22 protein-coding genes and 1 pseudogene are annotated in these 23590 nt (G+C 70.3%); 3 read left to right on the top strand and 20 right to left on the bottom strand.

The window, feature by feature from the left end; genetic code table 11:
* Positions 1-35: 35 nt before the first annotated feature.
* Positions 36-596, bottom strand: coding sequence for an OsmC family protein (locus AC3RXY_RS07770; RefSeq protein ID WP_491510329.1), 561 nt, complete (start codon positions 594-596; stop codon positions 36-38).
* A 54-nt stretch (positions 597-650) separates the two neighbouring features.
* Here AC3RXY_RS07770 and AC3RXY_RS07765 point away from each other — a divergent pair, with 54 nt between their 5' ends.
* Positions 651-1646 carry an asparaginase gene (locus tag AC3RXY_RS07765; protein ID WP_491510328.1) on the top strand — a complete coding sequence of 332 codons (996 nt, stop codon included), beginning with the start codon at positions 651-653 and terminating at the stop codon, positions 1644-1646.
* Between the two features lie 78 nt (positions 1647-1724).
* Here AC3RXY_RS07765 and AC3RXY_RS07760 read toward each other — a convergent pair whose 3' ends face one another.
* From AC3RXY_RS07760 to prmC, 17 genes and pseudogenes are all read right to left on the bottom strand, one after another.
* Positions 1725-4496, bottom strand: coding sequence for an FtsK/SpoIIIE domain-containing protein (locus tag AC3RXY_RS07760; protein ID WP_491510327.1), 2772 nt, complete (start codon positions 4494-4496; stop codon positions 1725-1727).
* Positions 4497-4535: 39 nt separating this feature from the next.
* Entirely contained in the window at positions 4536-5375 is an 840-nt protein-coding gene (locus AC3RXY_RS07755) for a PP2C family protein-serine/threonine phosphatase (protein WP_491510326.1), read from the bottom strand.
* Positions 5376-5481: 106 nt separating this feature from the next.
* A complete protein-coding gene (locus AC3RXY_RS07750) occupies positions 5482-6462 on the bottom strand; it encodes an aldo/keto reductase (protein WP_491510325.1) in 981 nt (326 codons plus the stop codon).
* Between the two features lie 84 nt (positions 6463-6546).
* Positions 6547-7293, bottom strand: coding sequence for a large exoprotein (locus tag AC3RXY_RS07745; protein WP_491510324.1), 747 nt, complete (start codon positions 7291-7293; stop codon positions 6547-6549).
* Between the two features lie 106 nt (positions 7294-7399).
* Positions 7400-8158, bottom strand: coding sequence for a YaaA family protein (locus AC3RXY_RS07740; RefSeq protein WP_491510323.1), 759 nt, complete (start codon positions 8156-8158; stop codon positions 7400-7402).
* Positions 8159-8234: 76 nt separating this feature from the next.
* Positions 8235-8495: a F0F1 ATP synthase subunit epsilon gene (locus AC3RXY_RS07735; protein WP_491510322.1), complete on the bottom strand. Its 261-nt coding sequence runs from the start codon at positions 8493-8495 to the stop codon at positions 8235-8237.
* A gap of 2 nt (positions 8496-8497) precedes the next feature.
* Positions 8498-9934, bottom strand: a complete 1437-nt coding sequence (atpD, locus tag AC3RXY_RS07730) for a F0F1 ATP synthase subunit beta (RefSeq protein ID WP_491510321.1) — start codon at positions 9932-9934, stop codon at positions 8498-8500.
* 21 nt (positions 9935-9955) lie between these two features.
* Complete coding sequence (locus tag AC3RXY_RS07725) at positions 9956-10861, bottom strand: F0F1 ATP synthase subunit gamma (RefSeq protein WP_491510320.1); 906 nt, start codon at positions 10859-10861, stop codon at positions 9956-9958.
* Between the two features lie 18 nt (positions 10862-10879).
* The gene (atpA, locus tag AC3RXY_RS07720; protein ID WP_491510319.1) at positions 10880-12520 is read right to left on the bottom strand and encodes a F0F1 ATP synthase subunit alpha; all 1641 of its coding nucleotides are present in this window, start codon (positions 12518-12520) and stop codon (positions 10880-10882) included.
* Between the two features lie 53 nt (positions 12521-12573).
* On the bottom strand, positions 12574-13362 hold the full coding sequence (locus AC3RXY_RS07715; protein ID WP_491510318.1) for a F0F1 ATP synthase subunit delta: 789 nt from the start codon (positions 13360-13362) through the stop codon (positions 12574-12576).
* Positions 13362-13913 (bottom strand): F0F1 ATP synthase subunit B, encoded by a 552-nt coding sequence (locus AC3RXY_RS07710; protein ID WP_491510317.1) that lies wholly within the window; start codon positions 13911-13913, stop codon positions 13362-13364. The genes AC3RXY_RS07715 and AC3RXY_RS07710 overlap by 1 nt, the downstream gene beginning before the upstream one ends.
* A 38-nt stretch (positions 13914-13951) precedes the next feature.
* Positions 13952-14188 carry a F0F1 ATP synthase subunit C gene (atpE, locus tag AC3RXY_RS07705; protein WP_491510316.1) on the bottom strand — a complete coding sequence of 79 codons (237 nt, stop codon included), beginning with the start codon at positions 14186-14188 and terminating at the stop codon, positions 13952-13954.
* Positions 14189-14227: 39 nt separating this feature from the next.
* Positions 14228-15034, bottom strand: a complete 807-nt coding sequence (gene atpB / locus AC3RXY_RS07700) for a F0F1 ATP synthase subunit A (RefSeq protein WP_491510315.1) — start codon at positions 15032-15034, stop codon at positions 14228-14230.
* Between the two features lie 139 nt (positions 15035-15173).
* On the bottom strand, positions 15174-15650 hold the full coding sequence (locus AC3RXY_RS07695) for a Cg1360 family ATP-synthase-associated protein (protein WP_491510314.1): 477 nt from the start codon (positions 15648-15650) through the stop codon (positions 15174-15176).
* Positions 15647-16828, bottom strand: a complete 1182-nt coding sequence (locus AC3RXY_RS07690; RefSeq protein ID WP_491510313.1) for an MraY family glycosyltransferase — start codon at positions 16826-16828, stop codon at positions 15647-15649. Before AC3RXY_RS07690 ends, AC3RXY_RS07695 begins: the two co-directional genes overlap by 4 nt.
* Before the next feature lie 179 nt (positions 16829-17007).
* Positions 17008-17691: pseudogene (locus AC3RXY_RS07685) on the bottom strand (L-threonylcarbamoyladenylate synthase); the annotation flags it as partial.
* 38 nt (positions 17692-17729) lie between these two features.
* Complete coding sequence (gene prmC, locus AC3RXY_RS07680; RefSeq protein ID WP_491510424.1) at positions 17730-18581, bottom strand: peptide chain release factor N(5)-glutamine methyltransferase; 852 nt, start codon at positions 18579-18581, stop codon at positions 17730-17732.
* Between the two features lie 169 nt (positions 18582-18750).
* Here prmC and cysK point away from each other — a divergent pair, with 169 nt between their 5' ends.
* Together cysK and epsC are read left to right on the top strand one after the other, a co-directional pair.
* Complete coding sequence (cysK, locus tag AC3RXY_RS07675) at positions 18751-19689, top strand: cysteine synthase A (protein WP_491510312.1); 939 nt, start codon at positions 18751-18753, stop codon at positions 19687-19689.
* Position 19690: 1 nt separating this feature from the next.
* On the top strand, positions 19691-20260 hold the full coding sequence (gene epsC / locus AC3RXY_RS07670) for a serine O-acetyltransferase EpsC (protein ID WP_491510311.1): 570 nt from the start codon (positions 19691-19693) through the stop codon (positions 20258-20260).
* A gap of 89 nt (positions 20261-20349) precedes the next feature.
* Here the strand turns inward: epsC and prfA are convergent, their stop codons facing one another.
* Positions 20350-21423, bottom strand: a complete 1074-nt coding sequence (gene prfA, locus AC3RXY_RS07665) for a peptide chain release factor 1 (protein ID WP_491510310.1) — start codon at positions 21421-21423, stop codon at positions 20350-20352.
* 13 nt (positions 21424-21436) lie between these two features.
* A complete protein-coding gene (rho, locus tag AC3RXY_RS07660) occupies positions 21437-23413 on the bottom strand; it encodes a transcription termination factor Rho (RefSeq protein WP_491510309.1) in 1977 nt (658 codons plus the stop codon).
* Between the last annotated feature and the right edge of the window lie 177 nt (positions 23414-23590).

Here is a 23590-nt window from a genome sequence, read left to right as displayed (position 1 = left end):
GGTTCCGGTGTGAGGCGGTCACGCTGACGCGCGCGTCAGCGAGCCGCAACGGTCACGACAGGCTCATGCCGCACCGGGAACGACACGGAGTTCGCGATGAAGCACCAGGCGTTCGCCTGGGCGTGAGCGGCGATCGCCGCGGCGACCATCGACTCCTCGGCCACCGTCACCCGGGGCCGCAGCACGACCTCGGTGAATGCGCCACCGCCACGACCGTCCTCTGTCATGGTGCCGGTCGCGTCATCGCGGTAGTCGACCACCACGACGCCCGCCGTGACGCACGCGTGCAGGTAGGACAGCAGGTGACATTCCGCGAGGGCGGCCAACAGCATGTCCTCCGGGTTCCACCGGGCCGGATCCCCGCGGAACGGGCGGTCGGCGGACGCGGCGAGGTCAGGCTTGCCGTCGATCCGCAGCGACACGTCACGGGCGTAGTCGCGATAGCCGCTGGTTCCCGTCCCGCGATTGCCGGTCCACTCCGCCGACACGGCGTAGGTGTGTGCGCGGCGCGCGAGCGACGCGCTCCGGGCCGGCCTCTTGGCCGGCGGAAGGGCGACGGGGCGGTCTTCGGTGTCGGGAAGGTCCGGGGCGTCCATGTGGTCAGTGTGTCATGGCGTGATCGCGGTCGCGCTCTTGCGTAGGCTGTCGAGGTGATCGAGACGCTGAGGACCCAGGACGCCGTCGAGCTCGCGATCGTGGAGCGTGGCGGCTTCGTCGAGTCGCGCCACAGCGGCGCGGCCGTCGTCCTCTCCCCCGACGGCGAGCAGCTGGCCGCCCACGGCGACCCCGGAGCCCTCGTTCTCCCGAGATCGAGCCTGAAGCCGCTGCAGGCCGTCGCGGCCGTCACCGCCGGCGCTGAGCTCGAGGGAGAGAAGCTCGCGCTCGCCATGGCGAGCCACAGCGGCACCGATCGGCATGCCGATGTCGTGCGCGGCATCCTGCAGGATGCCGGCCTGACCGAGGACGCCCTGGGATGCCCTGTCTCGTTGCCGGGCAATCCCGCGGCTCGCCACGAGATGGTGCGCGAGGGCATCGGTCCTTCTCGCTTGCGGATGGAGTGTTCCGGCAAGCACGCCGCGATGCTCAGTGCTTGTGTGGCCTCGGGGTGGCCGGTGGATGGATATCTCGACCCGGAGCACCCCCTGCAGCAGCACACGCGCGATGTGGTCGAGCGGCTCTCTGGTGAGCGGGTCGCCGCGACCGTCGTCGACGGCTGCGGCGCGCCCGTGCATGCGCTGACCCTGATCGGGCTGGCGCGCGCGATCCACCGGGTCGGCACGGCATCCGAACGCTCGCCGTTCGCGCTGCATCGTGTGGCCGGCGCCCTGGCCCGTGCGGCGCGCGAGCACCCCTGGGCGGTCGATGGCCCGGGCGGAACAGACACCCTCGCGATCGAGCGCACCGGTGTCTTCAGCAAGAAGGGAGCCGAGGGCGTCCAGGTGATGGTCGCCCCGAACGGCACGACCGTTGCCCTGAAGATGCTCGATGGCAGCCCGCGCGCCGCAGCAGTGGTCGCGATCACCCTGCTCGCACGCGCAGGCGCGGTGGAGACCACCGACGCCGCGGCGCTGGTCGCCGCGCTCCCCCTGAAGGTGTTGGGCGGGGGCGCCCCGGTCGGCATGATTCGCCCCGGCCCCGGCATCTGAGGCGTGCCCGGCGCCGCCTGAACCCCGGCAGCAACCGCTCGCGGCGCCGCCCCCTCCGGCTCACCATGCATGTCCGGGTCAGCCGGCCTCGGCTGCCGTCGGGAGAAGGACCAGCGCCGGCTCCTCGCCGTCGCGCAGCAACCACGCACGCCCGGCGTTATGGCGGGCGTACGGAGGCAGCTCGAGCACACCGCCGAGGGTGCGCAGCGCTGCGGAACACTCCGCGGCGACCAGCGCCGTGCCGTGCTCGCGGATCCGCTGCCACAGCACCCCCTCGCGCAGCCAGGCCTCTGGCTCACCGATGACGCATACCCGCCCGGCGGGCAGCTCGCGGACCGGGCCACCGCCCAGCCGGACCACCGCGCTGCGCGGAGACCTCCGTGCGACGGCCTCGGCGAGATGTCGCGCCGAGATCGTCACGATGGCGGTGGGGCCGCCGCCCGGCGACCAGTGCCGCACGGCGCTCGCTGGTGACGTCACAGGGGCGGCGCCGCCGCGGCCGTCCTTCTCCGCCGGGTGCCAGGCGATCTGCGCCTCGACGCCGTCGATGATCGCCCGCCCGGGAACCCGGTCCGGATCGTATCCGGCGGCATCTCCCCCGGCCGCGATGTGCTCCGCCCGGTTTGGCAGCGCGAGCACCGCACGCCGCGGCAGCAGGTCGAGAGCGCGCATCCCCGGGCCCGCGGCACGGGTCACCGTCGCAACCACGGTCGTCCTCCCCTCGCGGATCACCTGCTCGAGCAGTGCGGACCAGGCCGTGGCGTACTCGGGCGGGAGAGCGCCGAGGAGCGCGTCGAGGTCGTCGCACAGCATGAGCGCCGGTGGGCGCGCTCCCGCGCCTGCCCAGGCGCGCAGAGCCGACCATGCCGCCTCCGGGTCGCGCGGGATCACGCCGGCGACCTCTGAGCAGGCGTCGGCGAGGAGGCGGATCAGAGCGCTCTTGCCCGCACCGACGCCGCCGATGACGCCCAGGCCTCTGTCGTGGCCCGGTCGCAGCAGGAGCACCCGCTGGCGCTGGGCTCGCGGCTCATCGGCCAGCGCGAACGCCACGACCCCGGAGGCCGCCGCGGCGGATGCCGGGTCCGTTCCGGCGCGCAGTTGCGCGACGCCGAGGCGCGTCGGCAGCGGCGGCAGCCAGGGCGCCGGTGGACGCGTCCCGCCGCGGATCACCAGCGCGGCGACATCGGACTCCGCGGTGCGCGCGATCCTCGTGCGCACCGCGGCGGCGTCTCCCGGGCGCCGGATCAGTGCCAGACCTCGGCCAGCGGCGTCGCCCGGCAGCGAGGCCGCCTCGTCGCTGCCGAGCATCAGACGGCTGTCTGCGGCGTCCGCCACGCGCAGGCTCACGCGGAGCGGACAGTTGGCGGCGAGGTCGTCACGAACGGTTCCTGCGGCCCGCTGGGTGCCGAGGATCAGGTGCATCCCCAGCGCCCTCCCCCGCGCGGCGATATCGGTGAACACGGCGCCCAGATCGGGGTGCTCATGCAGGAGTGTCGCGAACTCATCCACCACGATCACGAGCCGCCGCAGCCGCGCCTCTGCGGCGGTCCGTGCCCCGGCGTCCGCCAGGGCACGCTCGCGGCGGCGCAGCTCCGCGCGCAGGCTCTCGACCCCGCGGCGCGCCCCTGCGGCGTCGAGATCGGTGATGACGGCCGCGACATGCGGCAGCGACCGCAGGCCCTCGAAGGCCGTTCCGCCTTTGAAGTCGGCGAGCACGAAGGCCACATCATCCGGAGAACGCACGGACGCCATGGCCACGACCCAGGTGATCAGAAGCTCGCTCTTGCCCGTGCCGGTGACACCGGTCACCAGCGCGTGCGGCCCTTCCTCGACGAGGTCGACGATCTCGTCCCCCGCGGTGCTGCGCCCGATCGTCGCGCACAGGCCGCCGCTGCCGGCCGCGGCCAGTGCGTCGAACGAGAGCTGCGCCGGCGGCTCGGTCTGCGGCTGCGGGTGCGCGGCGAGCATCGCGCACAGCCCGTCGGCCTGGGCGGCCGAGAGGCATTCGACCGCGACGTGCTCGACGACCTCGCCGCCGAACCGGACCACCGCGCGGTTCGGTTCGGCGACATCGATCAGCGCACCCGCGCCCGCCGGCGGTTCTGCGTGCGGGGCGATGACCGCGATCCGGCCGTGCGCACCCGTCACCGCATGGTCGTCTGTCGTCACCGTGACGACCACCCCCTGCTGCCGCCGCGCGTGGGGCAGCGCAGCCAAGCCGAGGGCGTCCAGTCCCGGGCCGGTGAGCGACAGCCCGCTCGGCGAGAAGCGCAGCGCCAGCTGGGCGACGAGAGCGCGCGCCACGGCACGGGCAAGCGGGCCAGGGCCCCGCACGCAGATTCCATCGGCGAGGGGGACCGTGAGCGGAGCCCCGGAGAGCACGCGCGCCCGCGCACGGAACGCCCGCGCCCTGTCGCCCACTCCCCCGGTGACGCGCACAGCACTGGAGGCATCGGCTCGCCCGATCACGACGACCTCGTCGCGCTCGACCGCGCGCAGGCGCACGGTCGCGTCTCGCAGCATCGCCACGACGTCCGGCCTCGCGCGCTCGAGCGCTGTCCGCTCTGCGTCATGACGGCACGCCAGCTCTTCCTCCGCCTGCTGCCAGGCCGCGTCCTCCCCCGCACGGGCTGCGCGCTCCTGGCGACGGTGCCGCCAGATGCCGGTGCCGGCGGAGGCCGCGATCATCGCCGGGCCGGCGGCTGCCAGGCACAGAGCGAGCACGGATCCGGTGACGAGCCAGAGCGCCACGCCACCGAGGAGAGGGACCAGTGCCGTCGCCAGCCCGGGCCGCGGCCGGGGCACGACGGCCGTCGACGCGGGAAGCTCGATCGGCTCGGTGAGGTGCATGACCCCATGTCAGCCGAGTCCGGACCGGGGCGCGGGCGCTCAGGCGGGATCTGTGGAGAGTCCGGCCGCGTCATCGGATGAGGACAACTCAGCGCTGTCTGACTCGGCGTCCGGGCGCGAGACCTCCACGATGACCAGGGTGATGTTGTCGCGTCCGCCGTTCTCGAGCGCGGCGCGCAGCATCGCGGTCACCGCCGCATCCGGCGAACCCTCCTGCTGGAGGAAGTGCCGGATACCGTAGTCGGTGAGCTCCTTGGTGAGGCCGTCGGAGCAGATCACGAATCGATCGCCGTCGCGCACCTCGACCGAGACGTAGTCCGGCGCCTGGCCCTCGCTCACGCCCACCGCGCGTGTGATGACATTGGAGTACGGGTGCCCGTCCACCTCCGCCGGACCGATGCGACCGGCGGCCAGCAGCTCCTGCACGACCGAGTGATCGACCGTGAGCTGGACGATCTCGTCGTCACGCAGCAGATACACCCGGGAGTCCCCGATGTTCAGGGTGGTCCAGTGCGGCTCTTCCCCCTCGGTGTCGAGGAAGATCCCGGTGAGGGTCGTACCGGTGCCCTCGTCGATCTCGTCGACAGCACCGACGATGTCCGAAACGGCGAGCCCGATCGCCTGCTCGATCCCGACCGGGCCAACGCGCTCCTGCTCGACCAGCGCGCGCAGCCGCGCCACGGTCGCCCTGCTGGCGATCTCGCCTCCCGCGTGACCGCCCATGCCGTCCGCGACCACGAACAGCGGGTAGGCGGCGAGGAAGGCGTCCTGGTTGTTCTCCCGGCGGCGACCGCGATCCGTCGCCCCCGCCCACCGCAGGACGATCCGCTCTCCGCTGTCGAGCACGACATCACGCGTGTGCAGTGTCGTCGGCTCCATCAAGCTCCTCGTCCTTCTCGGCGATCCTGCTCGACCGCAGGTCGGGCTCCATCGTAGTCGACACCCGCGCCCGGCCAGCATGCCAGCATCTGCGGGGCCCGGCGGTTCACTCTGCGGGATCCGCCGGCAGCGGGAAGAACGCGTCGATCGCGGCGATCTCCTCCGTCGTCGGCGCCCAGGCGGTCGCTGCGCGCGCATTGGCCTCGACCTGGGCCGGTGTGGTCGCCCCCGCGATCACGCTCGAGACCTCCGGCTGCGCCAGGAACCAGCCGAACGTCGCATCGAGCATCGTGATGCCGCGCTCTGCGCAGAAGGCGCGGTAGGCGTCCAGGGCGTCCCAGGGGGCGTTCGCCCACAGGTGCGGCCGGATGGACATGATCCGGCTCTCGGACGGGCCGCCCTCGCGGGTGAACTTTCCGGTGAGCAGCCCGTTGTGCAGCGGGAAGAACGGGAAGAACCCGAGCCCGAACCGGCGCACCGCCGGGAGGACCTCGCGTTCAGACGCCCGCGAGAGCAGCGAGTACTGGTTCTGCGCCGAGACGAAGCGCCCGCCCCCGCGGGCGGCCGCGGTCAGTTCGGCCTCCGCGATCTGCCAGCCGGTGAGGTTGGAGTGACCGTAATAGCGGATCTTGCCCTCGCGGACGAGCTCGTCGAGGGCATCGAGCGTCTCGGCGATCGGTGTCTCCGGATCTGGCAGGTGCAGCTGGTAGAGATCGATCCAGTCGGTGCGCAGCCGGCGGAGCGACTGCTCGACCGCGAAGCGCACATAGCGGCGCGATCCGCGCGCCGCGGGGAAGGCGTAGCCCATGTCGGCGACATGGCCGAACTTCGTCGCCAGCACCACGCTGTCGCGGCGGCCCGCGAGGGCCTCGCCCATCAGCGTCTCGCTGAGGCCGGGCTCCTTGCCGTACATGTCGGCGGTGTCGAGGAAGACGACCCCCGCGCCGATCGCGGCGTCGAGCACCGCCCGCGTGCCCTCGATCGTCTCGGTACGGGTGCCCGCGCGGCCGAAGTTGTTGCAGCCGAGGCCGACGGCCGACACCAGCAGCCCCGAGGAACCGACACGACGAAGCGGCAGATCAGTCATTCCTCCACCGTAGCGCGCCGCGGAGCAGCCCGTGACGGACAGGGCGCCCTCCGCCCGGGAGGGAGCTCCGTCCGAGTGTCCGGATCAGCCCTGGGGCGGCGCGGGCGGCGCCGGCGGGGTCGGGTTCTCCGGCGAGCCGTCCGACGTGCCGCCGGGGGTCATCGGGGGCACCGGCGGAACCGGACCCGCCGCCGGCGGGCGATAGCCCTGCGGCGCGGGCGGAACATAGCCCTGCGGGGCCGACGGGTCATAGCCCTGCGGAGCAGGCGGTGCGTAGCCCTGCGGCGCGGGCGGTGCGTAGCCCTGCGGTGCGCCGTATCCCTGCGGCGCAGCCGGACCGGCGGACGCCTGGACCGGCACGCCCGGCCACTGCGTGGTGTCGACGAGCCAGGAGGTCCCGGCCCAGGGGGCGGGGGCGATCGCGGTGTTCCAGCGGGACTTGTCGAAGGCGTTGATGCCCAGCCACACCGGCGCGAGGAGCACCCACAGCACGACCCAGAAGGCCTCCTTCTGGAGCTTCAGGCCGACCCGCCACGCGACGACGGCGAGGAACACCGCGGCCGCGGGTGCCGCCAAGAACTGCAGGGCGGGGACGAAGGACGCCGCGATCAAGATCAGCGCGATCCACGGCGAGAAGTCGCCGAGCTTCGCGAAGATCATCACGTTGTACACGGGCACCCAGGCCCGCCAGCGACCCTGCACACCCGCCTTGTCGAAGATCTTCATCAGAAAGAAGCTCGTGATCAGGTAGCCCGCGATGGAGATCACGAACAGGAACAGGCCCCAGACCGCCAGGGCGACGCTGTAGCCGAAGTTGGGAAGATCGTCCATCTGTGTGCTCCATCTCTGGGTGGGGGCCGCGCCACGGCATTGCACATGCTAGCGGCGGCGCGGCGCAGGGTTCAAGGTCGCGGCGCGTCATCCCGCAGCGCTCGGGTCAGGGCGATGCCACCAGCTCGAGCACCCGGGGGTCGTCGGTCTCGCGCAGGCGCACATCGGCTGACTGCGCCCATGCCAGCAGGCCGCGCCGGCTCGTGACACGGGGCCGCGCCTCCGCGAGGGCACGTACGAGCAGCCCCTTGCCCTTCTTGTTGAAGTGGTTGAGCGCCCGTGCGTGTCCATCCTCGTCCGCAACGACACGCACATAGGCCGCCGGCACGTCCGCCGGGATCGGGCCGAGCGCGACATACGACTCCGACCGCAGGTCGAGGACGAAGGACGGCTCCGCCGCACGGATCGCGGTCCCCGCCGGGGCCGCCCAGAGCCGCCGCAGCGGCGCCGTGCCCGGCAGAGAGCTTCCGGCTGCGAGCCGGTACGCCGGAATCGGATCGAGCGCGCCGATCGGGCCGAAGGGCGCAGAGTGGATCCACGCGTGCGCGCCCAGCCAGCGGCGGGACGCGGCGCCGAGCGATGCCGCGTCGAGGGCGTCATAGAGCACGCCGGTGTAGCGGTCGACAGCATGCATCGTCGGCCCGGTGCGCAGCGCGCGGTTGTCGGCGACGGCATCGTCCAGCTGCCGGTCGCTGAGTTTGAGCACGCGCCGGGTCTCCGCGGCATCGGCCGCCAGCGCCACGAGCGCACTGACGACCTCCTCCCGCTGCGGACCCAGGCCAGGCAGTGCGAGGGCGGCGATCTCGAGCGGTGCCGCTCCGCCACCGGCTCGTTTGGTCTCCGAGGGCGGCAGAAGGATCTTCATGACTGGATGCTCCCGCGGTTCAGACGCGAATGAGGGAGGCCCGTGGGCCTCCCTCATTCGGGATATCGGATGCCTGTCAGGCGACGAGCGCCGCGTTTCCGGCGACGATGGTCAGGTTGTCGCCCTCCATCGAGACGAAGCCGTCCTGGGCGTTGGCCACGATGCGGGTCCCGTCGTTCTGCGTGATCCGCACCTGTCCCTCGGCGAGGATGGCGAGCACCGGCTCGTGACCGGACATGAAGCCGATCTCGCCCTCGACCGTCTTGGCCACGACGAGGTCCGCCTCGCCGGTCCAGACCTCTGCGGTCGCCGAGACCAGACTGACATGCAGCGCCATGATCAGGCGTTCTCCTTCTGGATCTGCGCCCACTTCTCCTCGACGTCCGAGATCGGACCGACGTTGAAGAAGGCCTGCTCGGCGACGTGGTCGAAGTCACCGCGCGCGATCGCGTCGAACGACTCGATCGTCTCCTTGAGGGGCACCGTGGAGCCCTCGACACCGGTGAACTTCTTCGCCATGTAGGTGTTCTGCGACAGGAACTGCTGGATCCGGCGCGCACGGGCGACGATGATCTTGTCCTCTTCGGACAGCTCGTCGACACCGAGGATCGCGATGATCTCCTGCAGCTCCTTGTTCTTCTGCAGGATCTGCTTGACCGTCGTCGCCACGCGGTAGTGGTCCTCGCCCAGGTAGCGGGGGTCCATGATCCGCGAGGTCGAGGTCAGCGGGTCGATCGCCGGGTAGAGACCGCGCGAGGCGATCTCACGCGAGAGCTCCGTGGTGGCGTCGAGGTGCGCGAAGGTGGTCGCGGGCGCCGGGTCGGTGTAGTCGTCGGCCGGCACGTAGATCGCCTGCAGCGAGGTGATCGAGTGGCCGCGGGTCGAGGTGATGCGCTCCTGCAGGAGGCCCATCTCGTCGGCCAGGTTCGGCTGGTAGCCCACCGCGGACGGCATGCGGCCGAGCAGCGTCGACACCTCGGAACCCGCCTGCGTGAAGCGGAAGATGTTGTCGATGAACAGCAGCACGTCCTGCTTCTGCACGTCGCGGAAGTACTCCGCCATCGTCAGGGCGGACAGCGCGACACGCAGACGCGTCCCCGGCGGCTCGTCCATCTGGCCGAAGACGAGGGCGGTCTTGTCGAAGACGCCGGCCTCCTCCATCTCGTGGATGAGGTCGTTGCCCTCACGGGTGCGCTCACCGACGCCGGCGAACACCGAGACACCACCGTGGTCCTGAGCCACACGCTGGATCATCTCCTGGATGAGGACGGTCTTGCCCACGCCCGCACCGCCGAAGAGGCCGATCTTGCCACCCTGCACGTACGGGGTGAGCAGGTCGATCGACTTGATGCCGGTCTCGAACAGCTGGGTCTTGGACTCGAGCTGGTCGAAGTTCGGCGCCTTGCGGTGGATCGGCCAGCGCTCGGTGACCTCGATCTGCTCGCCGGGCTCGGCGTTGAGGATCTCGCCGATGACGTTGAAGACCTTGCCCTTGGTGACATCGCCGACCGGGACAGAGATGGGGGCGCCGGTGTCGCGCACCTCCTGGCCACGGACGATGCCGTCGGTGGGCTTCAGGGCGATCGCGCGGACCAGGTCATCGCCGAGGTGCTGCGCGACCTCGAGGGTGATCTCGGTGGACTCTGCGCCGATCGTGATCGTGGTCTTCAGCGCGTTGTAGATGTCGGGGATCGCGTCGTGGGGGAACTCGATGTCCACGACGGGTCCGGTGACGCGTGCAACGCGCCCGACGACGTCGGTTGCTGTGGCAGTCATGTTCGTCTCTTTCCTGGTGGTCTATTTGCTCGACGCGAGGGCGTCGGCGCCGCCGACGATCTCCGCGATCTGCTGAGTGATCTCGGCCTGACGCGCGTTGTTGCGCAGCCGGGTGTAGTCGGTGATGAGCTTGTCCGCGTTGTCGCTCGCCGACTTCATCGCCTTCTGCGTCGCGGCCTGCTTGGCGGCAGACGACTGCAGGAGCGCGTTGAAAACGCGGCTCTGGATGTACACCGGCAGGATCGCGTCGAGCACCGTCGCCGCATCCGGCTCGAACTCGTAGAGCGGATACAGGGAGTCGGCAGCGGCCTCGCCCTCGCTCTCGGCCTCCACGACCTCGAGCGGGAGCAGACGCACCGTCTCCGGCGTCTGGGTCATCATGCTCACGAGGCGGTTGTAGACGAGATGGATCTCGTCGACGCCTCCGGCCTGCCCGCCACGCGCGAACGCGTCGAGCAGCACGGCCGAGATCTCCTCCGCCGTCTGGAACTGCGGGGTGTCGGTGTCACCGGTCCACTCCGCCGCCGCCGTGAACTGGCGGAAGGTGAAGTAGCCGACGGCCTTGCGGCCGACCAGGTAATACACCGGCTCCCGGCCCTCGCTGCGCAGCAGCTCGGCCAGCTCCATCGCCTCGCGGATGACCTGCGAGTTGAACGCGCCGGCCAGACCGCGGTCGGAGGTGAAGATGACCACCGCAGAACGGCGGATCACCTCCGGCTCGCGCGTCAGCGGGTGATCGACGTTCGAGTGGGTCGCGACGGCCGACACCGCCCGGGTCACGGCCCGCGCGAAGGGCGAGGACGCGCGCACGCGCGCCATCGCCTTCTGAATGCGCGAGGCCGCGATGAGCTCCATGGCCTTCGTGATCTTCTTTGTGGTCTGAGCAGTGTTGATCTTCTGCTTGTAGACCCGGAGTTGTGCACCCATAGCGTGATACCCGCGCGATTACGCGCGACGACCCTTGACGATCTTCTCCTGGTTCACGTCGTCGATGTCCTGAGCGGGGACCGACTCGTTGCCCGGGTCACCGATGCCGTGGCCCTTGCCGCCCTGGAAGCCGGCGAGGAACGCGTCGACCTCCTTCTCCAGCTGGGCCTCGGTGTCGGCGTCGAGGACGTTCGTCTCACGCAGCGTGTCGAGGACGGTGGAATTGCGACGCAGGTGCTCCAGCAGCTCCTTCTCGAAGCGCAGGACGTCCTCGACCTCGATGGTGTCGAGCTTGCCCTTGGTGCCGGCCCAGATCGAGACGGTCTGCTCCTCGACCGGGTACGGCGAGTACTGCGGCTGCTTGAGCAGCTCGGTCAGGCGCGCACCGCGGGCGAGCTGACGACGCGATGCGGCGTCGAGGTCGCTCGCGAACATCGCGAAGGCCTCGAGCGCACGGTACTGCGCGAGCTCGAGCTTCAGCGTTCCGGAGACCTTCTTGATGGACTTGACCTGAGCGTCACCACCGACACGGGACACCGAGATACCCACGTCGACCGCCGGACGCTGGTTGGCGTTGAAGAGGTCGGACTGGAGGAAGATCTGGCCGTCGGTGATGGAGATCACGTTGGTCGGGATGTACGCGGAGACGTCGTTCGCCTTCGTCTCGATGATCGGAAGACCGGTCATCGATCCGGCGCCCAGCTCGTCCGACAGCTTCGCGCAACGCTCGAGCAGACGCGAGTGCAGGTAGAAGACGTCGCCAGGGTAGGCCTCGCGCCCCGGCGGGCGGCGCAGCAGAAGCGACACGGCGCGGTAGGCCTCGGCCTGCTTGGACAGGTCGTCGAAGATGATGAGGACGTGCTTGCCGCCGTACATCCAGTGCTGACCGATGGCCGAGCCGGTGTAGGGGGCGAGGTACTTGAAGCCGGCCGCGTCGGATGCGGGGGCCGCGACGATGGTGGTGTACTCCATCGCGCCGGCTTCCTCGAGGGCGCCCTTCACCGAGGCGATCGTCGAGCCCTTCTGGCCGATAGCGACGTAGATGCAGCGCACCTGCTTGTTGACGTCGCCGGACTCCCAGTTGGACTTCTGGTTGATGATCGTGTCGATCGCGATCGCGGTCTTGCCGGTCTGGCGGTCGCCGATGATGAGCTGACGCTGACCGCGGCCGACGGGGATCATCGCGTCGATCGCCTTGATGCCGGTCTGCATCGGCTCGTGGACGCTCTTGCGCTGCATGACGCCCGGTGCCTGGAGCTCCAGCTCGCGACGTCCCTCGGAGGCCACGGGGCCCAGGCCGTCGATCGGGTTCCCGAGCGGGTCGACGACGCGACCGAGGTAACCGTCGCCGACGGCGACCGAGAGCACCTCTCCGGTCCTGGTCACCTCCTGGCCGGCCTCGATGCCGGTGAAGTCGCCCAGGACGACCACACCGATCTCCTGCTCGTCGAGGTTCAGGGCCAGACCCTGGGTGCCATCGCCGAAGGTCACCAGCTCGTTGGCCATGACGCCGGGCAGGCCCTCGACGTGCGCGATCCCGTCAGCGGCGTCCACGACGGTGCCGACCTCGGTTGCCGCGGCTCCCGTCGGCTCGTAGGCGGCGACGAAGTCCTTCAGCGCGTCGCGGATGACGTCGGGGCTGATCGATAGTTCTGCCATTGTCTTCCCTTTGTATCGGAGAGGGGTGCGCGGGGTCGGCCGCGCGAAGTCTGTTAGCCCGCGAGTCTCTGACGGAGGTCCGCGAGACGGGCCGAGATGCTGCCGTCGATGACGTCGTCGGCGATCTGCACGCGCAGGCCGCCCACCAGTGCCGGGTCGACGACCTCGCTCAGCGCCACGGCAGAGCCGTAGCGACGCGAGAGGGCGTCGGAGAGGCGCGTACGCTGCGCGTCGGTCAACGGCGCGGCGGTGTGCACGGTCGCCACCGCCCGCTCACGCTGCGCGGCGACGAGACGCGTCGCCCTGCTCAGCAGCTGACGCACCCGGCGGCCGCGCGCGTCGCGCACGAGAGACGAGGCGATCAGCGCCGTGGCCGGGCTCACGGCCTGGCCGACCAGCGTGGAGACCAGCTGGCCCTTGGCCGCGCCGTCGCCCAGACGGCTGCCCAGGGCGAGCTCGAGCTCGGAGTTCTCGGCGATGACGCGCGAGAACCCGAACAGCTCGCCGGCGATGTCCGCGTCGGGGGCGGCGATCGCCGCAGCACGGATGCCCAGCTCCTCGATCCCGTCGACGAGATCGGACGGGCTCGACCAGCGCTGGGAGATCGCGGTGCCGACGATGGCGCGCGTCACATCCGAGAGGCTCGCGAAGACACGCTCGGCGAGCGCGGAACGAGCCTCCGGAGCCGCCGCGGGGTCGACCAGCGCGCCGCTCAGCTGAGCGGACTCCCCCACCGCACGCGCGACGGCGAAGAGCTCGGCCGCGGTGTCGAGGGTCACGCCGGACGACGCCGACAGCGCCGCCGTCGATGCCGCCAGTGCCTGAGTGGTCGCGCTGCCCATTACTGGGCCGCCTTCTCTGATGCCTCGAGGTCGGCGAGGAAGCGGTCGACCACAGCGGTCGCACGGGCGTCGTCGGAGAGCGTCTCGCCCACAACGCCGCCGGCGAGGTCGAGGGCCAGCGAGCCCACCTCACCACGCAGCGAGACCAGCGCCGCCTGGCGCTCCGCCTCGATCTGGGCCTGGGCGGAAGCGGTCACACGGGAGGCCTCGGCAACGGCCGCGTCCTTCGCCTCTGCGACGATCTGCTTGCCCTCTTCGCGCGCGGCCTCACGGATCTCTCCGGCCTCGACGCGGGCCTCGGCGAGCTGGCGGGTGTACTCCTCCAGCGCGGCCTCGGCCTGCTTCTGCGCCTCGTCGGCCTTGGCGATGTTGCCCTCGATGGCAGCGGAGCGCTCATCGAGCATCTTGGTCACGCGGGGAAGGGCGACCTTCCAGACCACGAGAAGGATGAGGACGAAGCAGACCAGCGACCAGACGATGTCGTACATCGCCGGGAGCATCGGGTTTTGGTTCGACTCTTCCGCCGCGACCGTGACAAGAGCGTTCAGCATCCTGTCTCCTTAGGTGTCTTGAGTGTCGGGGAAGCGGGTCAAATGCCGAAGAGGAACGCCACGCCGATGCCCACGAACGCGAGCGCCTCGGTGAAGGCGATACCGATCCACATCGTGGCCTGGAGCTTGCCGGCGAGCTCGGGCTGGCGAGCGGTGCCCTCGATCGTCTTGCCGACGACGATGCCAACACCGATGGCCGGGCCGATGGCTGCGAGGCCATAGCCGACGTTGGCGATGGAACCGGTGACCTCAGCGAGAACGGTGACAGAATCCACGGGATTTTCCTTTCATTGTGGCGGCAGAAGCCGTCCGGGTCAGTGCTCGTCCGCGATGGCGAGTTGGATGTACACCGCGGTCAGAATGGTGAAGACGTAGGCCTGGAGGAACGCCACCAGGATCTCGAAGCCGGTGAAGGCGAAGCCGAAGGCGAGCGTTCCCGCGCCCAGCACGGTCCAGAAGCCGCCCATGCTGACGACGAAGAACTGGGTGGCGGCGAAGAACAGCACGAGCATCAGGTGGCCGACCATCATGTTCATCAGCAGACGCAGCGTCAGTGTGACGGGACGGACGATGAAGGTCGAGATGAACTCGAGCGGGGCGACGATCACGTACAGTGCCGGCGGAACCCCGGGCGGGAAGAGCGCGTTGCGGAAGAATCCGATCGGGCTCTTGCGGATACCCGCGTAGATGAAGGTCACGTAGCTGATGACCGCGAGCACCAGCGGCACCGCGATGATGCTCGTTCCTGCGATGTTCAGCCCCGGGATGACACCCGTGATGTTGAAGAACAGGATCATGAAGAACATCGTGGTCAGCAACGGCAGGAAGCGGTCGCCGTCCTTGCGTCCGATCATGTCGTGCGCGATGTTGACGCGAACGAGGCTGAAGCCCATCTCGAGGATCGTCTGAGCACGGCCCGGCACGAGGCGCAGGCGGCGGGTGCCGAGAACCAGGACCAGGATCAGGACGGCGGTCGCGAGGAACTGCACAAGGTGGATCCGGTGGATCGCGAAGGGTCCGAACTCCAGGAGGATCTCGGGGAAGAACTCCGTGATCGACGGCGGGTGGAATCCTTCACCATCCGTTGCGGTCCGGAAGAGCAGGCTCGCGGCGTGTGTCAACGTTGCAGCTCCAACTTCGGGGCACCGGCGGTGGCCGGCGCGACGATTGGGATGGGGAGTCCGAGGCGCCGTGACGGCACCCCGCAGGTGAGTGATCGCTCAGCGAACCCTCAGAGAGACTATCAAGATTTTCTCAGGCTCACGAATCGCGGTCGTCCTCGTCCCCCGGGAGGGCAACCTCGGAGGCGTACGGAACCCGCGCCTTGGTGAACGCGATGGCGTCGATGCCCAGGCTCACGGCGATGCCGACGACCAGGGCCACGACGGTGATCGTGGGCACGAGCCACTCCTGATCGCGCAGGAACACCATCGCGAAGAAGAACAGCACGAACTTCAGCAGCCATCCCCCCATGACGACGCCGAAGAAGATCGTCACGAACTGGTCTGAGCCGTACCACCGGTTGGCGATCAGCATGCTCAGCGGCGTGAGCGCGAGGAACACCACCGCGACCACCACACCGGCCAGCGCGCTCCACAGGCCGTCCTGCCCCGCAAAGAGCATGCCGAGCACGCCGCCGAGCACAGCCAGGGCGACGGCCGCGATCGCGGTCCAGACGAGCGTCTTGCGCAGCATCAGATTGCTGGTGGGCGCCTTGCGGGCGGAAGAGTCGGTCATCGCGTCTCCTGTTCGGGGGCCGTGGCCGGGGTAGCGGCTTTCGCCGATGCTGTCACGGCGCGCGGCGCCGGGAGGAAGGTGACGACGAGGCAGGCGGCGACACCCACGACGCCGAAGACGACGCCGATGCGGTAGTCGCCCGGCCACTCCTCGCGGGTGCCAATGTACATCAGCAGCACGGCGAGGGAGACCACGGCGGTCCACGCGTAGAAGATGAGCACCGCGTCGCGATCGCGGTGGCCGAGATCCAGCATCCGGTGGTGCAGGTGCCCGCGATCCGGCGAGAAGGGCGACTTCCCCTTCCCGACGCGGCGCAGCACGGCCAGCCCGAAATCGAGCAACGGCAGCAGCACGACCACGATCGGCAGCAGGATCGGGATGAATGCGCCGAGCAGCTGCGAGCGGCCCAGCAGCTCAGGGTCCAGCGCCGACGGCGGCATCTGCCCCGTGATGGCGACCGCCGACGTCGCCATCAGCAGACCGATCACGAGGGCACCGGAGTCGCCCATGAAGAGTTTGGCCGGACTCCAGTTGAGGGGCAGGAATCCGAGGCAGGCGCCGATCAGCACGGCTGCGAGGAAGGACGCCAGCGTGAAGTAGCTGGTCTGGCCGGCATCACGGGTGAACATGTAGGAGTAGGCGAAGAACACCGCGTTCGCGATGAGGCAGACCCCGGCCACCAGCCCATCGAGGCCGTCGATGAAGTTCACCGCGTTCATCACGATCACGATCGCGAGCATCGTGAGGATCGCGCTCGCCCAGCCAGACACGATCGCCATCCCGCCGATCGGGAGCGACAGGATCTGCAGGCCGCCACCGACGGCGATGATCCCCGCCGCCAGGAACTGTGCGGCCAGCTTGATCATCCAGTCCAGGTCCCACAGGTCGTCCGCGACGCCGACGATCACGATGAGCAGGCTCGCGCCCAGCACCGCCCACATCGCCTGGGGCGGATTCCAGAGCCTCTCGAAGAAGGGGTTCGCCGCGGAGACGGCGATCGCCGCCGCCACGCCGAGGAAGATCGCGATGCCACCCAGCCGCGGGGTCGGGGTGGTGTGGACGTCGCGCTCGCGGATCGCCGGATAGAGCTTGAAGCGCAGGCTCAGCCGCCACACCGCCCACGTGAGCACCAGCGTGATCGCCGCGGTCAGGATGATGACGAAGACGTATTGCTTCACGCGCTCTCGTTCGGGGGCGCCGGTGCGTCCTGCTCCCCCACGGCCGCGATCGGCTCGTGCGCCACCGCGTCCTCCGCCTCGCCGGCGGACGCGGTCTGCGGCGCATCTGCGGCGTCCGGCAGCGTCTGCGCGGCATCGAGCGCCGCCGCCGGGGCTTCCGCCGTGGCCGTCGCGTCCGCGGCAGCCGCCTCGGGCTCCAGGATGTCGCCCAGCACCGCCTCCAGCGCATGACGCGAGATGGTGCCCTCCCGCAGGATGCGCACGCGGCGCTCCGGGTCACCGGCAGGCCGCGTCACCAGCGAGGTCGCATCGATGATCGTGGAGGCAAGACCCAGCCGGCTCGGGCCGTCGTCGAGGTACACCGCGACCAGCTCGCCCAGCATCCGCTCAGCGCCCGGCGAGGTGACGGCGGCGGGAAAGCCTGTGAGGTTCGCGCTGGAGACCGCCAGCGGGCCGGTCTCCTCGATCAGCTCGCGCGTGAGCGCGCTGTCCGGCATGCGCACCGCGACAGTGCCCTCCGTGTCACCGAGGTCCCACGACAGCGAGGGCTGAGCCGGCAGGACGATGGTCAGGCCGCCCGGCCAGAAGCTCTCCACAAGCCGCTCGATCTCCTCGGGAACCGATTCGACGAGAGCGGCGAGCATGGCGTGCCCGGACACCAGCACGGGCGGAGGCTGCTGGCGGCCACGCCCCTTGGCATCGAGGAGCCGTTGGACGGACGCCGGGCTGAAGGCGTCGGCCGCGACGCCGTAGACGGTGTCGGTGGGGACGACGACGAGCTCGCCACGGGCGATCGCCTGACGGGCATTGCGCATCCCCGCGAGAAGCTGTGCCTCATCGCGGCAGTCGAAGATCGAGGACATATCGGATCGATTCTATGCGGACGGCCCGGGGGCCGTGTTCAGGGAAGGATCGCGATGGTGGTGCGGTCCCGGCCGGTGAGATCGGGATGGGTGGTCGCCGCACGCCACCCGTCCGCGGCGAGCAGGGTGCGGATCTGCTCCCCCTGCAGCTCGCCGTGCTCGATGATGAGAGCACCGCCGGAGCGCAGGAGGAGCAGAGCGCGCGCGCTGAGGACGCGGACGACGTCGAGACCGTCCGGGCCGCCGTACAGCGCCATCGCGGGGTCGAACAAGCGCACCTCCGCGTCACGGGGGATCGCCGCGTCCGGCACGTAGGGCGGGTTGGAGACCACGACCGCCGCTGTTCCGGCGAGCTCGTCGAAGGCTGCTCCGAGATCGGCGTGGACGAGGACGAGGTTGTCGACGCCCGCGACGTTGCGGCGGGTCCAGCGGATCGCGTCGTCGGAGAGCTCCGCCGCGTAGACCCGCGCATGGGGCACCTCCGTGGCCATCGCGATCGCGATCGCGCCGGAGCCCGTGCCGAGGTCGATGCCGATCGGCGCAGGGTCAGCGTCGGCGCGCAGCAGGTCGATCGCGAACTGCGCGACGGTCTCGGTCTCCGGCCGCGGCACGAACACTCCGGGGCCGACCGCGAGCAGAAGATGACGGAACGGCGCCGTGCCGGTGATGTGCTGCAGCGGCTCCCGCTGCGCGCGGCGTGCGACGGCGGTGTCGAAGGCCGCTACGTCTGCGGCGCCGATGGCGTCGCCGCGCATCGCGGCCGCCTGCACCGCCCCGCGGCTGCTCTGCTGGATATGCCCGAGCAGGAGCTCGGCGTCGACCACGGGATCGTGCACGCCGGCCTCGGCCAGGCGGGCGGCCGCCCGCCGGAGGGCGTCTGCGATGGTCATGGCATTCTCTGACACGCCCGTCAGCGTATCCCGACCACCAGAGACCGCCACGGCGGACGGGGCCGTCTCCTCGTCATATTCGGTCGTCCTCCGGGTTGTGGCCGTTAGGCTGTGGCACGCACGTCGACCACGATGCGCCTCGACCTCGTCCCTCTCGGAAAGGCCTCGCATGTCCGGCATCCACGCAGACATCACCACCGCGTTCGGCAACACCCCGCTGGTCCGGCTCAACCGCGTCACCGAGGGGGTGGGTGCGACGGTGCTGGCCAAGCTCGAGTTCTACAACCCGGCTTCCAGCGTCAAGGACCGTCTCGGCATCGCCCTCATCGACGCCGCGGAAGCCGCCGGAGAGCTCCAGCCCGGCGGGACGATCGTGGAGTCCACCAGCGGCAACACCGGCATCGCCCTGGCGATGGTGGGCGCGGCCCGCGGCTACCGCGTCATCCTCACGATGCCGGCTTCGATGTCGAAGGAGCGGCGGGTGCTGCTGAAGGCGTTCGGCGCCGAGCTCGTCCTCACCGATCCCACCAAGGGCATGTCCGAGGCCGTGAACGTGGCCAAGCAGATCGTCGAGGACACCCCGGGCGCTGTCTGGGTGCGCCAGTTCGAGAACGCCGCGAACCCGGAGATCCACCGCCGCACCACCGCTGAGGAGATCCTGCGCGACACCGACGGGAAGGTCGACGTCTTCGTCGCGGGCATCGGCACCGGCGGCACCATCACCGGCGTCGGCCAGGTGCTCAAGGAGCGCGTCCCCGGCGTTCAGATCATCGCCGTCGAGCCCAAGGACTCCCCTATCCTCACCGCGGGCCACCCCGGCCCGCACAAGATCCAGGGCATCGGCCCGAACTTCGTCCCGGAGATCCTCGACCGCGACGTGATCGACGAGGTCGTCGACGTCGACTTCGATGATGCCCTGCGCGTGGCCCGCGAGCTGGCCGCACAGGAGGGCCTGCTCGTCGGGATGTCGTCCGGCGCCGCCGTGTGGGCCGCCCTGGAGGTCGCGCGGCGCCCGGAGAACGCGGGCAAGACGATCGTGGTCGTCGTTCCGGATACCGGGGAGCGGTACCTCACCACCGCACTGTTCGAGGATCTCCGCGAGGACTGAGGTGTCGCTCTGGTCCCGCGTGCGGGAGGACGTCGCCGCTGCCCGCCTGCGTGACCCTGCGGCGCGGAGCGGGCTCGAGGTGGCCCTGCTCTACCCTGGTCTGCACGCGGTGTGGATGCACCGTCTGTCGCACGCGCTGTGGGTGCGCGGCGTGCGTTTCCCGGCGCGCGCCCTCTCCCAGCTGACCCGCTGGCTCACCGGTATCGAGATCCACCCCGGGGCCACGATCGGGCGGCGCTTCTTCATCGATCACGGCATGGGCGTGGTGATCGGGGAGACCGCGGAGATCGGTGACGACGTGATGCTGTACCACGGCGTCACGCTGGGCGGGCGCACCCATGACACCGGCAAGCGGCATCCCACACTCGGCGACGGCGTCGCGGTGGGATCCGGCGCGAAGATCCTCGGCCCCGTGACGCTCGGCGCGCGGACGGCGGTCGGTGCGAACGCCGTGGTGACCCACGATGCCCCCGCGGACTCCGTGCTCATCGGCGTGCCGGCCAGGGCCCGTCACCGTTCCCCCGGCGACGACATCCGCGGCATCCTCACCGCCCCCGAGTACCAGATCTAGCCCCCCTCTCACCTCCGCCGAGCCCACCCTGGGGGCGCGCCAGAACGGCGTGGATTCGACGAAGCGCGGGTGGGGACGGGAACGCGGGGTCAGGCGTTGAGGGCGGCCAGGCGCGACTCTTCATCGGCGGTGATGCACGATTCGACGATCGGCGCGAGCGCGCCGTCCATCACCTGATCGAGGTTGTAGGCCTTGTATCCGGTGCGGTGATCTGCGATCCGGTTCTCCGGGAAGTTGTACGTCCGGATGCGCTCGGACCGATCCATGCCACGGATCTGCGACCGGCGGGCGTCGGACGCCGCGGCGTCCCGTTCCTCCTGCTGCTTCGCGAGCAGGCGGGCCCGCAGCACGCGCATCCCCGCCTCCCGGTTCTGCAGCTGCGACTTCTCGTTCTGCATCGACACCACGATGCCGGTGGGCACGTGCGTGATGCGCACCGCAGAGTCCGTCGTGTTCACCGACTGCCCCCCGGGACCGGAAGAACGGAACACGTCGATCTTCAGATCGTTCTGGCTGATCTCGATCTCATCCGGTTCATCGACCTCGGGGAAAACCAGCACCCCGGTGGTCGAGGTGTGGATACGCCCCTGCGACTCGGTGGCCGGCACCCGCTGCACGCGGTGTACCCCGCCCTCGTACTTGAGGTGCGCCCACACGCCCTGGGCCGGATCGTTGGAGGATCCCTTGATGGCCACCTGGACGTCTTTGTAGCCGCCGAGGTCGGACTCGTTGCGCTCGAGGAGCTCGGTCTTCCAGCCCATCGACGTCGCATACTGCAGATACATGCGCAGCAGGTCGGCGGCGAACAGAGCGCTCTCCGCACCGCCCTCCCCCGCCTTGATCTCCATGATCACGTCACGGGCGTCGTCCGGATCGCGCGGGATGAGGAGGCGGCGCAGGCGTTCCTGCGCCTGCGCCTGCGCCTCCTCGAGGCCAGGCACCTCGGCCGCGAAGGCCTCGTCCTCTCGTGCCAGCTCGCGCGCCGCGTCGAGATCGTCGGAGGCCGCGAGCCAGGTCTCGTGCGCCGAGACGATCTTGGACAGCTCCGCATAGCGGCGATTGACGCGCTTGGCGCGCGCGGCGTCGGCGTGCACCGCCGGGTCGGAGAGCTCCTCCTGCACCCGGCGGTGCTCGTCGATCAGCGCCTGGACGGAATCGAACACCGGCAGGACCCGATCAGCGGATGTCGTTGTCGCGCGCGCCCGGGGACGGCGCCGACTTCAGCTGCGCGTTCTGCATCTGCAGCAGGAACTCGACGTTGGAGTCGGTCTCCTTGAGCTTTCCGAGGACGACCTCGAGGGCCTGCTGCGGGTCGAGGCCGGCGAGGGCGCGGCGCAGCTTCCAGGTGATCGTGACCTCGTCCGGCGAGAGCAGCATCTCCTCACGGCGCGTCGACGAGGCGTTCACGTCGACCGCGGGGAAGATGCGCTTGTCCGCCAGCTGACGCGACAGGCGCAGCTCGCTGTTGCCGGTGCCCTTGAACTCCTCGAAGATGACCTCGTCCATCTTGGATCCGGTCTCGACGAGCGCGGTGGCGAGGATCGTGAGCGATCCGCCGTTCTCGATGTTGCGCGCTGCGCCGAAGAAGCGCTTGGGCGGATACAGCGCCGAGGCGTCGACGCCGCCGGTGAGCACCCGGCCGGACGCCGGGGCCGACACATTGTACGCACGCCCCAGTCGGGTGATCGAGTCGAGCAGCACGACGACGTCGCGACCCAGCTCGACAAGACGCTTCGCGCGCTCGATCGCGAGCTCGGCGACCGTGGTGTGGTCCTCTGCCGGACGATCGAAGGTCGAGGCGATGACCTCGCCCTTGACCGTGCGCTGCATGTCGGTGACTTCCTCCGGGCGCTCGTCGACGAGCACGACCATGAGGTGGGCCTCGGGGTTGTTGTGGGCGATCGCGTTCGCGATCTGCTGCAGCACGATGGTCTTGCCCGCCTTCGGGGGCGCGACGATCAGGCCGCGCTGACCCTTGCCGATGGGCGCCACCAGGTCGATGATGCGCTGGGTCAGCTTGCCCGGCTCGGTCTCCAGACGCAGCCGCTCCTGGGGGTACAGCGGAGTGAGCTTGCCGAACTCGACGCGGTTCGCGGCGTCCTCCGGGGTCAGCCCGTTGACCGAGTCGACCTTGACCAGGGCGTTGTACTTCTGGCGGCCCTGCTGCTCGCCCTCACGGGGCTGCTTGATGGCGCCGACGATCGCGTCGCCCTTGCGCAGGTTGTACTTCTTGACCTGTCCGAGCGAGACATACACATCGGCCGAGCTGGCGAGGTAGCCGGCGGTGCGAACGAACGCGTAGTTGTCGAGCACGTCGAGGATCCCGGCGATCGGGACGAGCACGTCGTCCTCGCCGATCTCGGTCTCGAACTCGTCGGAGGTGGTGTTGCCGCGGCGCTTGTTGCGCTGACGGCCGCGGGCGTTGCTCTCATCCTCCACGGGGGCCTGCTCGGCCGGCTGCCCGCCGTTCTGACCGCGGTTGCGGCTGCGGTTGCGGCTGCGGCTGCGGCTGCGGCCGGTGGTCTCGCCGGCCTGCTCGTCGGCGTCGCCGCTCTGCGCGTCGCCCTTCGTGGCGTCGCCTCGCTGCGCGGCGGCGGGCGCGGCGTCTGCCGCGGCGGTGTCATCCTTCTCCGGCGCGGCGGCGGGCGCCTCAGCGGCCGGCGCCTCCGGGGCGCGGGTCGGAGTCGTCTCCCCGTCTGCGGCGGTCTCCGCTGCAGCGGTGCTCCGGCTCTTCCGGGGGCGCGGAGCACGCTTGGGCGCGGCCTCGACGGCGGGCGCCTCGGTCTCCGCCGCGGGCTCTGCCGTCTTGGCGGCAGTCTTGGCAGCAGCCTTGGCCGGCGCCTTCGCCGGTGCCTCGGCGGGGGCGTCGTCGCCCGGTGCGGCCTCGACGACAGCGGTGTCCGCCTTCTTCGCCCGCGTGCGGCGGGGCGCCTTGGGCGCGGTCTCGGCGGGTGCCTCCGCGGCCGGCGCAGCCTCCGCGGCCGGCGCATCGGCCGGTGCGGCTTCAGCTGCCTCCGCGGCCTTCTTCGCCGCCGTGGCGGAGGTCGCCCTGCGCGGCGCGCGCTTGCGAGCGGGGGCAGCGGGGGCCTCGGCAGAGGCCGGGGCTTCCGACGCCGGAGCGTCGGTCTGGGTGGTCTCGGAGACAGTCTCCACGAGCACTCCTCTTATCTGTAGGTCGTGCGGAATTGACAGCGCGCACGGCCGGATGCCGTGCGGATCGCTCGAGTCAACGCGATGCGTTGCTCTGCCCTGCTCCTGGAACGATGCCGCGCCAGAGGGATGATGCACAGGAACGGTGATTCCCGGGATCAGGGCGGGTTGTGCGAGAAA

The organism is Microbacterium longlingense, from assembly GCF_058349825.2.
Note: the sequence above shows the minus strand (reverse complement) of the source record. Positions and strands in the feature narration are given on the sequence as shown.